This window comes from Arthrobacter sp. OAP107 (assembly GCF_040546765.1).
GTDB lineage: Bacteria > Actinomycetota > Actinomycetes > Actinomycetales > Micrococcaceae > Arthrobacter.
Map to the genome: position 1 here is coordinate 65,669 of NZ_JBEPOK010000001.1, position 13,335 is coordinate 79,003.

Annotated in this window: 11 protein-coding genes; 5 read left to right on the forward strand and 6 right to left on the reverse strand. The window is 67.5% G+C overall.

What is annotated here, in order from left to right; genetic code table 11:
• The first annotated feature begins 76 nt into the window (after positions 1-76).
• A complete protein-coding gene (gene cls, locus ABIE00_RS00275; RefSeq protein ID WP_354255235.1) occupies positions 77-1,552 on the forward strand; it encodes a cardiolipin synthase in 1,476 nt (491 codons plus the stop codon).
• Positions 1,553-1,586: 34 nt separating this feature from the next.
• Here the strand turns inward: cls and pabB are convergent, their stop codons facing one another.
• The 5 genes from pabB to ABIE00_RS00300 all read right to left on the reverse strand — a co-directional run bounded on the left by pabB (position 1,587) and on the right by ABIE00_RS00300 (position 6,468).
• Positions 1,587-3,674 (reverse strand): aminodeoxychorismate synthase component I, encoded by a 2,088-nt coding sequence (gene pabB / locus ABIE00_RS00280; protein WP_354255237.1) that lies wholly within the window; start codon positions 3,672-3,674, stop codon positions 1,587-1,589.
• Positions 3,671-4,243: a low molecular weight protein-tyrosine-phosphatase gene (locus ABIE00_RS00285; protein WP_354255240.1), complete on the reverse strand. Its 573-nt coding sequence runs from the start codon at positions 4,241-4,243 to the stop codon at positions 3,671-3,673. The genes pabB and ABIE00_RS00285 overlap by 4 nt, the downstream gene beginning before the upstream one ends.
• 178 nt (positions 4,244-4,421) lie before the next feature.
• A complete protein-coding gene (locus ABIE00_RS00290; protein ID WP_354255243.1) occupies positions 4,422-5,045 on the reverse strand; it encodes a LysE family transporter in 624 nt (207 codons plus the stop codon).
• A gap of 47 nt (positions 5,046-5,092) precedes the next feature.
• Positions 5,093-5,908 (reverse strand): methyltransferase domain-containing protein, encoded by an 816-nt coding sequence (locus tag ABIE00_RS00295; RefSeq protein ID WP_354255246.1) that lies wholly within the window; start codon positions 5,906-5,908, stop codon positions 5,093-5,095.
• A gap of 50 nt (positions 5,909-5,958) precedes the next feature.
• Positions 5,959-6,468, reverse strand: coding sequence for a MarR family winged helix-turn-helix transcriptional regulator (locus tag ABIE00_RS00300; protein ID WP_502914176.1), 510 nt, complete (start codon positions 6,466-6,468; stop codon positions 5,959-5,961).
• 157 nt (positions 6,469-6,625) lie between these two features.
• Between ABIE00_RS00300 and ABIE00_RS00305 the strand changes: the two genes are divergently transcribed.
• On the forward strand, positions 6,626-8,815 hold the full coding sequence (locus ABIE00_RS00305) for an MMPL family transporter (RefSeq protein WP_354263227.1): 2,190 nt from the start codon (positions 6,626-6,628) through the stop codon (positions 8,813-8,815).
• Here the strand turns inward: ABIE00_RS00305 and ABIE00_RS00310 are convergent.
• Positions 8,812-9,786, reverse strand: a complete 975-nt coding sequence (locus ABIE00_RS00310; RefSeq protein ID WP_354255249.1) for an NAD-dependent epimerase/dehydratase family protein — start codon at positions 9,784-9,786, stop codon at positions 8,812-8,814. The two genes, ABIE00_RS00305 and ABIE00_RS00310, sit on opposite strands and share 4 nt — an antisense overlap.
• 156 nt (positions 9,787-9,942) lie before the next feature.
• On the opposite strand from ABIE00_RS00310, the gene ABIE00_RS00315 reads away from it, so the two are divergent.
• The 3 genes from ABIE00_RS00315 (at position 9,943) to dnaK (ending at position 13,333) form a co-directional block, all read left to right on the forward strand.
• Entirely contained in the window at positions 9,943-10,665 is a 723-nt protein-coding gene (locus tag ABIE00_RS00315) for a TetR/AcrR family transcriptional regulator (protein WP_354255252.1), read from the forward strand.
• Positions 10,666-10,807: 142 nt separating this feature from the next.
• Positions 10,808-11,230, forward strand: coding sequence for a hypothetical protein (locus ABIE00_RS00320; RefSeq protein ID WP_354255255.1), 423 nt, complete (start codon positions 10,808-10,810; stop codon positions 11,228-11,230).
• A gap of 237 nt (positions 11,231-11,467) precedes the next feature.
• Positions 11,468-13,333: a molecular chaperone DnaK gene (dnaK, locus tag ABIE00_RS00325; protein ID WP_354255258.1), complete on the forward strand. Its 1,866-nt coding sequence runs from the start codon at positions 11,468-11,470 to the stop codon at positions 13,331-13,333.
• Positions 13,334-13,335: the final 2 nt, after the last annotated feature.

The following is a 13,335-nucleotide window of genomic DNA, read 5'->3' on the forward strand; positions in this document are numbered from 1 at the left end:
GCCCGCGCCCGATAGGCTGGCCTCACCGCTCCATACGGAATGGCTGCGAGGGTAAGAAATAACGGGGGTTTCAACTGTGTTGTGGCCATTTCCGCTGGCGGAAACACTGCCGGCGTGGCTGATCCTGCTGCTCAGCGGCGCGGATCTCGCCATCAGGGTCCTGGCCGTGGGCATCATCCCCGGCAACCGGCGGCCCACCACGGCCATGGCCTGGCTGCTGGGCATTTTCTTCGTGCCGGCCCTGGGGCTGATCCTTTTCCTGCTCTTCGGCAACTTCAAGCTGTCCCGCCGCCGTACCGAGCAGCAGCAGCTGGTCAATGAGCGGGTCCGTGCCGGCAGCGCCGCGCTGTCCGACGTCGCCAGCGAGTATTCGGGGCCCGAATGGGTGCAGTCCGCGGCCGAACTAAACCGCCGGCTCGGGTCGATCCCGCTGGTGGACGGCAACCATGTGGAGTTGATTCCCGGTTATCCGGATTCCATCCGTGCCATGACCGAGGCCGTACGGAAGGCCAAGCGCTTCGTCAACGCCGAGTTCTACATCATGAGCACGGACCACGTCACGGACGACCTCCTGACCGCCCTCGAGGAGGCGGCGGACCGCGGCGTCCAGGTCCGCGTGCTGTTCGACCATATCGGAACGTTGCGCGTGAAGGGGTACAACAGGCTGCTGAAGCGGCTCAAGGCCGGCAACATCCAGTGGCGGCGGATGCTGCCGCTGCTGCCCATCCACGGCCAGTGGCGCCGGCCGGACCTGCGCAACCACCGCAAGATCATGGTGATCGACGGCGAAGTGGCGTTCACGGGGTCCCAGAACCTGATCGAGCCCTCCTACAACAACCCCAAGCACCGCAAGGCCGGCCGGGAATGGATCGAGCTGATGGCGTGCCTGCGGGGCCCGATCGTTCCCACTCTCAATGTTGTCTTTGCCACCGACTGGCTCAGCGAGACCGACGAGTCACTCGAGGACCAGCTGCAGCTGTCCGTCGAGCCGTCGCCGGGCGGCGTCACGGCCCAGGTGGTGCCCAGCGGCCCCGGCTTCACCACCGAGAACAACCTTCGGCTCTTCAACACGCTGATCTACTCGGCACAGCACCGGATATCCGTCTGCAGCCCGTACTTCGTGCCGGACGATTCCCTGCTCTACGCCATCACCACCGCGGCGCAGCGCGGCGTGGATGTGGAGCTGTTCGTCTCCGAGAAGGGTGACCAGTTCCTCGTCCACCACGCTCAGCAGTCCTATTACGAGGCCCTGCTGCGGGCCGGCGTCAGGATCTACCTGTACAAGGCGCCGTTCGTGCTCCATGCCAAGCACTTCACCATCGACGACGAAGTGGCGGTCCTGGGTTCCAGCAACATGGACATGCGGTCCTTCTCCCTGAACCTCGAGGTCTCAGTGATGCTGCTCGGCGCGGACATCGTCAACAGCATGCGCGCGGTGGAGGACACCTACCGCGACATCTCCCACGAACTCCGGCTCGAGGACTGGATGCGCCGGCCCCTCGCGGCAAGGTACGTGGACAATGTGGCACGCCTGACGGCCACGGTCCAATAGGGCACGGTCCAATAAGGCACGGTCCAATAAGCCCTCAATCGGGGAAGGGGGAGCCCAGGGTGGAGAGGACGCCGTAGGCCTTGGTGCGGATCTCTTCGTATTCGTCCTGCGCCACGGAGTCCGCCGTGATGGCGCCGCCGACGCCGAGGGTGAGCTTCACCTTTTCGCCGTCGCCGCCGTCCTGCACCACGAGGGTGCGGATGGCAACCGCCAGATCCGTGGCCCCGTTCAGCGAGAAGTACCCGATGGCGCCGGAATAGACGCCCCGCGGCCCCTCCTCCAGCCGGTCCAGGATGGCCATGGTACTGATCTTCGGCGCCCCGGTCATTGACCCTGCAGGGAAGCAGGCTGCCACAGCCTCGGCCCGCGGCGCACCGGGCAGCAGGATGGCGTCGATGGTGCTCACGAGCTGGTGCACCGTAGCGTAGCTTTCGATCTCACACAGCCGGCTGACGGTCACCGATCCCGGCTCGGCGAAATGGCTGAGGTCGTTCCGGAGCAGGTCCACGATCATGATGTTTTCCGCCCGGTCCTTGAGCGACGTGGCCAGGTCCTGCCGGAGGGCGGCGTCGGTGTCCGGGTCGGCAGCCCGGCGGCGGGTTCCCTTGATCGGCTCGGCGCGCATGCCGCCGTCGGACGCTATCCGCAGGAAGCGCTCCGGTGACGTGCTGGCCACCGTGAGCCCGCCGAAGCGCAGGTAGCTCGCAAACGGCGCCGGGTTCCGCCGGCGCAGGGCGAGGTACGCGGCCCACGGGTCGAGCGCCCCCACCTCCGCTTCGAGGGTGGTGGTGAGGCAGACTTCGTACGAATTTCCCTCGGCAATCTGGTGCTGCGCCTCGGCGATCTTGCGCTTGTAGCTTGCCTCGCTGTCCCGGCCGGCGAAGGCCGGCGCCGCGGCATCAGGAGTTGCGGTAGCAGGCATTGCGTCATGGGCCGCCGGAAGTTCGACGCGGGTGCTGCCGCCGGCTTTGGGGGCGGCCGTCACCGCAGCGCGGGCCCGGCCGAGCCAGTCCGTGGCATCCGGCGCGTCGAGGGCAAGCAGCCACACGGTGTTATCCGTGTGGTCCAGGACCACGGCCCGGCCGGCAAAGATCAGCGCCACATCAGGCGTGTCCGAGGGGATGTCCTGCCCGCCGGTTTCCCGCTTGAGCTCGTAGCCGAGGTAGCCCAGCCAGCCGAGTGCGAAGTCGCACGGGTAGCCCTCCGGTCCGCGCACGGCCTTCCGTCCCCACACTGTTTCCAGCCAGCGGAAGAAGGGGCCGGACACGTTGGCAGTGGCGCAACCGGCGGTGACCCGGGTGACCCCCGAACTGTGCAGGACAGACTGGCCGAACGTGCCGCCGTCGTCCGCCAAAATACTGAAGCGGCTGCGCTCTGCTGCGGGAGTTCCGCGGCCGGGACCGGCCGAACCGGCCGAACGCAGGGATGAGTCCAACCAGACGGCGTTCGACGACGACCCGTACAGCGCCTGAAAAAGTGCGGCGGGATCGGGGCTGGCGTCGAGCCGTTCGGACAGCAGACGCAGGCCGCGCCGTGAGGACAGCTCGGGAACCAGGGCGGTGGTGAGCTCGGGAAGGTAGGTGAGCACCTGCAGGGCGTCGGCGGGGGCGGTGCCGTCCGCGCGGTTGAGGACCCGGACGTGGGCGTGCTGAGGGATGTCGTCCGCGGCCAGGAGTTCCACCTCCTGGCTTGCCCACTGGTCCCAGAACGGCTCGTAGGTATCGCCGTCACGCTCCAGCGCGCGGGTGCGGCGCTCTCCGTCGGGGGAGTCCGCCCAGATGACGGCGTCCAGATGCGGCCTGGCCGCGGCGGCCGCCGCGCCCACGCCCTCGACGATCACGATCTCGGCGGGCAGCGTGACCCGCGGGTCGCCGTCGTTATGGTTTTTCCAGTCCCAGCTGACCCAGGTGGCCGCTTCGCCGCGGCTCAGCGGCGCCAGCACCGTCGTGACGTAGCGTTCGATGCCGGCTGACAGCCCGTCCCAGCCGGGATAGATGTCCTCCACGTGGAACAGCGAGACCTTGTGGTGGTTCCGCAGCGTGGCCGCGAGCTCGATGGCCAAAGTCGTTTTACCTGCGCCGGACCGCCCGTCAATGGCGATGATCACAGGTGCGGGGGTCATGAAATAGAGCGTACCTGCTGGCTGTCCTTAAGCTGGAGCGGGGCGGCATCCGCCGAGGCCGCGGCGATGGCGGAACGGACATACTCTACGATTCCCGGCACCGACGCCTGGATTTGGTCAAACACCGCCGCAAAGTCGCTGTGGTCCCCGTACCACGGGTCTTCGCAGCCCTGGTCCAGGGGATCCTTCGTTGCCAATAGGGGGTCGAAGCTGCGCAGCATGCGTATTCTCTCGAGGGATTCGCCGTCCGGGGCCGACGCCCGCAGCCAGCCGTAGTGGTCCACGTCGAGAGCCAGGATCAGGTGGCGTTCCGTGAACCACTCCTTCCGCCATTCCCGGGCTATGTGCCGGTCGGAGGGGAGGTTGTGTGCGGTTAGCTTCCGCGCGGCCCGGGGGTCGATGGGGCGTCCTGCCTCGTAGGCGGTGGTTCCCGCGGAGTCCACGACGACGGCGCCAGCGAGCCCCGCCGCTGCAAAGGCCTCCGCCAGTATCAGCTCCGCCATCGGGGACCGGCAGATATTGCCGGTGCAGACCGCGATGATCCGGTATGGTCTCGTCATTGAGGTCATACGGCTAAGCATGGAGCACGCTAACACCGCTTGGCTAGTAAGTATTCTTATTGTTCAAAACATTTCGCCCCGTGTCGAAACGCGGTGTCGAAATTGGTCTCACTGCAGGGCGCGGAGTAGCCCTGCAGCGGACGCCGGGATCGGCTCCGAACGCGCACGGGCCGGCAGCAGGAGCCTGCTAGTGGATCAGCGCCAGCAGGATGCCCACTGCGACGAACAGGGTACCGAAAGTCCTGTTAAGCACGGTTTGCCCGTGGGTATTGTGGGTAAAGCGCTGGAACGATTTGGCCGCGGCCGCGAAGAAGAACCACATGACGAGGATGTCGATGAGAACCACGGTTGCCGCCAGGACGGCGTACTGGGGCAGCAGCGGGTTGGCTGGCCGGATGAACTGCGGCATGAAGGCCAGGAAGAACACGATGGCCTTGGGGTTGAGCAGGTTGACCCACAGGCCCCGGCGGAACATGGACCAGGCGGGCTCGTTGCGAAGTGCGGCCACTTTCTCCTGGTCGAGGTCCGGTTGGCGCAGGAACTGCCGGATGCCCAGATACACCAGGTAGGCGGCACCGGCGTAGCGGATGGCGTTGAAGGCGACGGGGGAGCCGGCAACCAGAACCCCGACGCCGAGCGCCACGACGATGACGTGCAGGATCAGGGCGGCCTGTTGCCCCAGGATGCCCCAGATGGAGCGCTTGAACCCGGCGGTCAGCGAGTTGCTCATGGTGTTGATGGCGCCTGCGCCCGGGGTGAAGCTGATGAGGACGCCGGCGCCCGCGAGGGCCAGCCAAAGGGAGAATTGCACCCAGCAAGTTTAGTCGGTGTGCCGGGTGGGCTGGTTCGCCCGGCGATTTAGGCCCGGGCGATGACCTCGCCGTTGGGAATGAGGAACCAGCCGTCGTCGGTGGAACCCCAGCGGTGCCAGCCGGCCGAGATGCGCGTGAGGTCCGCTTCCTGCGCGAAGCCGTACTCGAGGGCCTGCTCCGCGAAGGCCGAATGCAGCACGCGTTCGCCCCACACCCGGGCCTGCCAGCGGCGCTGCTGTCCGGTGGCGTAGAGCCAGTTGCTGCTGGTCGGCGCCACGTCCGTGAAGCCGGCGGCCTGTGCCCAGGAGACGAGCCGCCGGCCGGCGTCGGGCTCTGCACCGTTCCGGCGTGCGATCCGCTGGTAGAGCTCCATCCACTCATCGAGCTCGGGAATGGCCGGATACCAGCTCATGCCATGGAAATCGGCGTCGCGGACCGCAACGATGCCGCCGGGCCTGGCCACCCGCCGCATTTCCCGCAGCGCCTCGACAGGGTCGGTCAGGTGCTGCAGGACCTGGTGGGCGTGCACAACGTCGAAGGTGTCGTCCTCGAAATCGAGGTCGTAGATGTTGCCCGCCACGAACTCCACGTTCCCGACGCCGCGGTCGGACGCCAGCTCGCGGGCGTGGGTGATCACGTCGGGGGAGCGGTCCAGCCCCGTCACCTTCCCGGGGGCGACCAGAAGCGCGAAGTCGCAGGTGATGCTGCCCGGCCCGCACCCGACGTCGAGCACCGATACGCCCGGGGTGAGATGCGGGATGACGAACGCGGCCGAATTCTCCGCCGTCCGCGAGGCATGGGCCCGGACCACGGACTCGTGGTGACCGTGAGTGTAGACATCTTCCGGCTGCTGCGCGCTCATAGGGAAACGCTACTCCTTCTCCGCATTTCGGGAAGGCAGCGGCAGAGCGGTCATGGTGTGCCGGAAGCTTCCCGGCTGGCGGCAACCGTTGCCGCAATCATCGCGTCCATGAACCGGGCGGCTGTCTCGAGTTCCTGCGCGGTGAACCCGGCCATGGCGCTGTCCATGTGGCGGGCGAGCGGCAGGAACATGGCGGAGCCGTCGCGGTACGCCTTGTCCGTCATCCGCAGCTGCACCTGCCGCCGGTCCTGCCCTTCGCGCAGGCGCACCAGATGTCCGGAGCCGCACAGCCGGTCAACCAGTGCCGTGGTGGCCGGGGAGCTGAGGTTCAGTTCCCTCCGCAGGGTTCCCGGGGTCACGACTTCGCCATTGGCGGCGTGCCTCATGACGGCGGCGAGAGCGTTGAGGTCCGTCCGGTGCATGTCGTTCCGGCCGCCCGCAGAGTCCACGTAGCGGTTGGCCTCCAGGGTGAACTCCTGAAGTCGCCGTATCAGGGGGTGCTGCCTGCCCGGGGCTGAGGCGGTCACACCATCGGACGGGCTGTCAGGCTTCTTGGCCACGTCCGCCTCCTCTTCTCAGTGTTGCCTTCCGGAGTTTACAGCCAAGGCGTCTGCGCCCAGGGGAAAGAGCCATGTATCTCCATGGTAAAGATAGTTTATGCTGGAACAATCATCGCCGAACGGCCCGGGTGGCCGCCACGCCCAGGAGGTCTTCCCCATGAACCAGTCAGCCCGCACCACGAGCCTCCCGTTCTGGCTCCGGTGGCTTATCCCCGTGGTCCTCGTCGTCGGCTGGGTTGCCGTTGCCGGGGTGGGCGGACCCACGTTCGGCAGGCTGGATGAGGTCTCGTCGAATGACCAGGCGTCCTTCCTTCCCGCCGGCGCGGAGGCCACCGAGGCCCGCGAGTGGCAGCAAAAGTTCCAGGACTCCGGCGAGGTGCCCGCCGTCGTTGTCATTGAGAGCAGCAGCGCCCTCACGCCTGCGCAACTGGGCACGGCGGCAGCCCTGAAAGCCAAGCTGGAAGACCTGCGGGTGGGCAGCGCGGTGGTGGGGCCCGTGCCGTCGCAGGACCGGCAGGCCGTGCAGTACATCGTGTCCGTTGCGGCAGCGGAACCGGCGGACGCCGTGGAGGAACTGCGCAACGAGGTCCGGGCGGCTGCCCCGGACGGCACACAGACGTTCGTCACCGGTCCTGCCGGGCTCGCGGCCGACCTCGCGGGGGCCTTCGCGGGCATCGACGGTATCCTGCTGCTGGTGGCGCTGGCGGCGGTGTTTGTCATCCTTCTGGTTGTCTACCGGTCCCTGCTCCTGCCCTTCGCCGTGCTGCTGACCTCGGTGTTTGCGCTATGCGCCGCCATCCTGCTGGTGTTCGGCATGGCCAAGGCGGGCTGGATCCAGCTCAACGGCCAAAGCCAGGGCATCCTCTCCATCCTGGTGATCGGCGCAGCCACCGACTATGCCCTGCTTTACGTGGCCCGGTTCCGTGAGGCGCTTGGGCACACGGCCAACCGCACCGCCGCCGCGCTCACCGCCTGGCGGGCCTCCGTGGCGCCCATTCTGGCGTCGGGTGCCACGGTTGCCATCGCGCTGCTGTGCCTGCTGTTTTCCGACCTCAACTCCAACAAGGCGCTGGGCCCGGTGGCTGCCGCGGGCATCGTCTGCTCGCTTTTCGCTGCGCTCACCCTGCTCCCGGCCTTCGCTGCACTCCTGGGGCGCGCCGCGTTCTGGCCGTTCCGGCCCGGGCTCCTGCCCGAAGATGCGCGTGAGCCGGAACTGGCCACCGGACTGGAGGGTCAGCGCGGGCTGTGGCGCGCCGTCGGAACGCTGGTGTCGCGGCGTCCCCGCACGGTGTGGGTGGCCTCCGTGCTCCTGCTGGTCGCGGCTTCGGCCGGGATCCTGCAACTGAGAGCCAACGGTGTGCCGCAAACCGCCGTCATCCTCAGTGCTTCCAACGCCGTCGACGGGCAGGACGCGCTCGCACGCCATTTCGACGCCGGCAGCGGCAGTCCCGTGGTCATCGTGGCCAGCCAGGGGAAAGCCGGGGACGTCCTCGAAACGGCCAAGGCCGCTGACGGCGTGGGCGACGCCTACCTTCTGGCTGAGGGAAGCGTGCCCATCACGGGAGCCCCGGGAACCCCTGCCGCCCCGGGAACCCCTGCCATGCGGGACGGCAGGGTGCTCCTCAACGCCACGCTCGACTACGCCGCCGACTCTGACGCAGCGGAGAACGCCGTGGCAGGGATGCGGGAGAGCGTCAAACGTGTGGACCCCGATGCCCTGGTCGGCGGGGTGACCGCCACCGCCCTGGACACCAACACCACCGCGCAGCGGGACCTCGCCACGATCATCCCCGTGGTCCTCGCCGTTATCCTGCTCATCCTCATGGTGCTGCTGCGGTCCGTCCTCGCACCCGTCCTGCTTGTCGCCTCGGTGGTTATGTCCTACGCGGCCGCCATGGGCGTTTCCGCCCTCGTGTTCCACAACATCCTGGGCTTCCCCGGGGCCGACGCCACGGTGCCGCTGTTCGGCTTCGTGTTCCTCGTGGCCCTGGGCGTGGACTACAACATCTTCCTCATGAGCCGGGTCCGCGAAGAGTCGCTGAAGCACGGTACCCGGCCCGGGATTCTGCGCGGACTGGGCGTGACCGGCGGGGTGATCACATCGGCCGGAGTGGTCCTGGCCGCCACCTTTGCAGCCTTGGGCGTTATTCCCATCATGTTCCTCGTGCAGCTGGCCTTCATCGTGGCTTTCGGGGTGCTGCTGGACACCGTTCTGGTGCGCTCGCTCCTGGTTCCCGCCTTGGCCTACGACCTCGGCCGGCGCATCTGGTGGCCGGGCAGGCTCGCCCGGCACGATTCGCAGGAAGCCAGCAAAGTGGAAGGGCCGGCGGAAGCGGCGGTCCGCTAGGTTCCGGCCGGGATTCCCGCCGTCGCTCGCCCCGGACCGGCGGCGAGTTCCGAGCGCCACCACTCCACCGTCGCCCTGGCCGCCACGCCCAGTGGGGTCGGGTGCAGGCCCAGTTGCTCCTCGCTGGCCGCCGAATCCATCACGAACGGTCGCTCGAACTGGTAGAGCGTTTCGCTGAGTTCCCGCATGTCGGCCGAGAAGAGTCCCAGGGTGCGCAGGACCCAGCCCGGCACCGCGCGGAGCTTCGCGGATGGCATGCCGGCAGCGGCCCCAAAGGCCTGGGCGATCTGGCGCTGCGTGAGCGGCGGGCTGGTGGGCGCATGCAGAACCCGGTTCCACAGCCCAGGTTTCCCCGCGGCCCCGATCATGGCCGCGGCCAGATCGGGAACGTAGGTGAAGGAATGCGGCTGGTCCGCATTTCCCACGACCTGTAGCGGGCGGCCGGCGAGGATGGCGGGCACCATGCGCTCGCCTGCGTGGGCCATCCGGACGCGGGGGCCGAAGAAATCGCCCGCCACCACTGAGACGGTGTCCGTGGCGCTCGCCTCCCGCGCCCGCAGCAGCGCCGCGCGGATCCCGCGTTTGCCGCCCGACGCCTCCCGCGCGCTGCTTTCGTCCATCACCCGCTCCGGATTGCTGTAGGAGTAAAGGCTTTCGGGAAAGACGACGACGGCGCCCGCCTCGCCTGCCGCCGCCAGGACCGCCCGTTCGGCGGCCGGGAGCTCCCGCGCCCACGCCGCGGCGCTGTAGGACGAGCCGTGGATGCAGTGGAAGACCGCCGCCGCGCCGTCGAGTGCGCCGGTCAGCAGGCCTGGGTCGGAGGCATCCCCGTTCAGCTTTTCGATGTTCGGATGGTCGGGACCGCTTCCCGAGCGGGTGAGGACCCGGACCCGCTCACCCCGCCCCGCCAGTTGCTCTGCCACCGTCCAGCCCACAGGGCCGGCGCCGGTGACCACGTAAAAACCTGACATTGAAAATTCTCCTCCGTGCAGTGCGGCTGGCCTCGGAGAGCCCGCCCCTCCTTTGAGAGCACTGCTCTCGAAACAAGGATGCTGCCGGTACCGGGCAATGTCAAGAGCAGTGCTCTCATTTGTTGACAGTGCTCTGATTCATGCCATGCTGGGTGGATGCCTCCCATCCCCGAGACCGCCAGCGGTGAACCCCGCACGCCGCGTGAACGTGCCCGGGCGCAGACCATCGCTGACATCATCAGGCTGGGCCGGCAGCACCTGGCCCGCCATGGGGCCGCCGCCCTGTCGCTGCGCGCCGTCGCCCGCGACCTGGGCGTTGTCTCCTCTGCCGTCTACCGGTACGTCGGGAGCCGCGACGAGCTGTTGACCCTCCTGCTCGTGGACGCATACAACAACCTGGGGGATGCGGTGGATGCCGCCGTCGAGGCCGTCCCCGCGGACGAGTCCAGGGGCCGGTTCGCAGCGCTGGCCCGCGCCGTCCGCGGATGGGCCCTCCAGGAACCGGCGCGCTACGGACTCCTGTTCGGCAGTCCGGTGCCGGGGTATCAGGCCCCGGCGGAGCGGACCATGGCACCCGGCACGCGGGTGGTCGGCGGCCTGGTGCAGATTCTGGACGCCGCGCACCGGGCCGGGCGCCTTCGTGAGCGCGGGCCTTCCGCGGTGCCGGCGCCGCTGGCCGCCGACCTTGACGCAATCCGGCGTGAGCTGGGCGTGGACGTCCCGGACGCCCTGCTGGCCCGTGGGGCCCTCGTCTGGACCTCACTCTTCGGCGCCGTCAGTTTTGAAGTATTCGGGCAGTATGGCGCCGGCACCTTTTCCGCGCCGGATGAACTGTTCGAGCACCATATCGCCGTACTGGCGGATGTCGCCGGGCTGTAGCCGGCCCGGATCTCGCCGGGTTGTAGCCGGCCCGCCGCGGCGGCGCCCATACGCGCCCCTGTTGCCGCCCGCGCGGGCTGAGTAGACTGCCACTGCGCCCCGGACCAGGCGCGCCCAGTCCTTTCGAAGGAGTGATCAAGCGATGACCGAAAACAGTGAGTCCGGCAACGCGGGCAAGACGCACAACAGCTCCAGGAATCCGGCACTCGAGGGGGACAGCGGCCAGTACGTGGAGGGGGACTACGGCGACGCCGGCGTGGCAGGGCAGGAATCCGCCGCAGAGCCCAAGGGTGGTTACTCCGAGGGGGATTACGGCGACGCGGGGGTGGTCGAGCCGTCCGTGCAGGGATCAGAAGGCGAATATCCGGAAGGCGACTACGGCCGGGCCGGGGCCGTCGGCCAGGAGCTGCCCGGGGATGAGGAAGGCGAATACCCGGAGGGTGACTATGGGGCTGCCGGTGCCGCCCCCGAAGGCCGTGCCGCCGAAAAGCTGAAGGACGGATTGACCGGCGGCCAGGACAACCCCCCGCGAAACGACGACGACGGCACCTCCTCGGGAGGTTAGGCGCAGTTCACGCTGGGCGAAATCCGGTGGCCGTTTAGTCCCGGAACCCCCTGTTCTCCGCGGAAATCCGCCGGGAATCGGGGGTTTCTCGCGTCCGGATGGGGTCGCTCAGGGGCAAAGTTGAGCGTATCTGACTCAACTTTGGATTGACTTAAATTCTGCGCTGAGTAAAGTTGAGTGCAGACCGCTCAAGGAAATGGGCGACCCTAAGTTTCCACGGAAAGAAGGAAGCAACACATGTCACGTGCAGTAGGTATCGACCTCGGAACCACCAACTCCGTCGTCTCCGTTCTCGAAGGTGGCGAGCCCACCGTTATTGCCAACGCCGAGGGTGGCCGCACCACGCCGTCGGTCGTTGCGTTCTCCAAGTCCGGCGAAGTCCTGGTCGGCGAAATCGCCAAGCGCCAGGCCGTCAACAACATCGAGCGCACCATCGCATCCGTTAAGCGCCACATGGGCACGGACTGGAAGGTGGACATCGACGGCAAGAAGTACACGGCGCAGGAAATCTCCGCCCGCGTGCTGATGAAGCTGAAGAACGACGCCGAGTCCTACCTCGGTGAAAAGGTCACCGACGCTGTCATCACCGTTCCGGCCTACTTCAACGACGCCGAGCGCCAGGCCACGAAGGAAGCCGGCGAGATCGCCGGCCTGAACGTCCTGCGCATCGTCAACGAGCCCACCGCGGCCGCCCTGGCCTACGGTCTGGACAAGGGCAAGGAAGACGAACTCATCCTGGTCTTCGACCTCGGCGGCGGAACCTTCGACGTCTCCCTGCTGGAAGTCGGCAAGGACGAAGACGACTTCTCCACCATCCAGGTGCGCGCCACCGCCGGTGACAACCGCCTCGGCGGCGACGACTGGGACAACCGCGTCGTCGAATACCTGCTGAACCAGCTCAAGGTCAAGGGCATCGACCTGTCCAAGGACAAGATCGCCCTGCAGCGCCTCCGCGAAGCTGCCGAGCAGGCCAAAAAGGAACTCTCCTCCTCCACCAGCACCAACGTCTCGCTCCAGTACCTCTCCGTCACCCCGGACGGCCCGGTCCACCTGGACGAGCAGCTGACCCGTGCCAAGTTCCAGGACCTGACCAAGGACCTGCTCGAGCGCACCAAGAAGCCGTTCCACGACGTCATCAAGGAAGCCGGCATCAAGCTTTCCGACATCGACCACATCGTGCTCGTCGGTGGCTCCACCCGTATGCCCGCCGTCTCCGACCTGGTGAAGGAACTTGCCGGCGGCAAGGAGCCCAACAAGGGCGTCAACCCGGACGAGGTTGTGGCCGTTGGCGCAGCCCTGCAGGCCGGCGTGCTGAAGGGTGAGCGCAAGGACGTCCTCCTGATCGACGTCACCCCGCTGTCCCTGGGCATCGAAACCAAGGGCGGTGTCATGACGCACCTGATCGAGCGCAACACCGCCATCCCCACCAAGCGGTCCGAGACCTTCACCACGGCTGACGACAACCAGCCGTCCGTGGCCATCCAGGTCTTCCAGGGCGAGCGTGAGTTCACCCGCGACAACAAGCCGCTGGGCACGTTCGAACTGACCGGCATCGCGCCGGCCCCGCGCGGCGTTCCGCAGGTCGAGGTCACCTTCGACATCGACGCCAACGGCATCGTTCACGTCTCCGCGAAGGACAAGGGCACCGGCAAGGAACAGTCCATGACCATCACCGGCGGCACCGCGCTCTCCAAGGAAGACATCGACCGCATGGTCAAGGACGCCGAGGAGCACGCAGCAGAGGACAAGGCACGCCGCGAGGCCACCGACACCCGCAACACCGCCGAGCAGCTCGCTTACTCCGTGGACAAGCTGATCGCCGACAACAGCGACAAGCTGCCGGAAGAGGTCAAGACCGAGGTCCAGGCCGACGTCGACGCCCTCAAGAAGGCGCTCGAAGGCACCGACGACGCCGCCGTCAAGACCGCGTTTGAGAAGCTGCAGGCTTCGCAGACCAAGCTCGGCGAGGCCATCTACGCCCAGGCCGGTTCCCCGGACGGCGCCACCGGCGCTGCAGGTGCCGAAGGCGCTTCCGCAGGCGAGAGCAAGGCTGACGAGGACATCGTTGACGCCGAGATCGTCGACGAAGAAGAGAAGAAGTAACC

Excerpts from the sequence above, each read along its gene's own strand:
- dnaK (WP_354255258.1), top strand. The coding sequence starts at position 11,468 with ATGTCACGTGCAGTAGGTATCGACCTCGGAACCACCAACTCCGTCGTC.
- ABIE00_RS00295 (WP_354255246.1), bottom strand. The coding sequence starts at position 5,908 with ATGAGCGCGCAGCAGCCGGAAGATGTCTACACTCACGGTCACCACGAG.
- ABIE00_RS00320 (WP_354255255.1), top strand. The coding sequence starts at position 10,808 with ATGACCGAAAACAGTGAGTCCGGCAACGCGGGCAAGACGCACAACAGC.
- pabB (WP_354255237.1), bottom strand. The coding sequence starts at position 3,674 with ATGACCCCCGCACCTGTGATCATCGCCATTGACGGGCGGTCCGGCGCA.
- ABIE00_RS00315 (WP_354255252.1), top strand. The coding sequence starts at position 9,943 with ATGCCTCCCATCCCCGAGACCGCCAGCGGTGAACCCCGCACGCCGCGT.
- ABIE00_RS00285 (WP_354255240.1), bottom strand. The coding sequence starts at position 4,243 with ATGACCTCAATGACGAGACCATACCGGATCATCGCGGTCTGCACCGGC.
- ABIE00_RS00305 (WP_354263227.1), top strand. The coding sequence starts at position 6,626 with ATGAACCAGTCAGCCCGCACCACGAGCCTCCCGTTCTGGCTCCGGTGG.
- ABIE00_RS00310 (WP_354255249.1), bottom strand. The coding sequence starts at position 9,786 with ATGTCAGGTTTTTACGTGGTCACCGGCGCCGGCCCTGTGGGCTGGACG.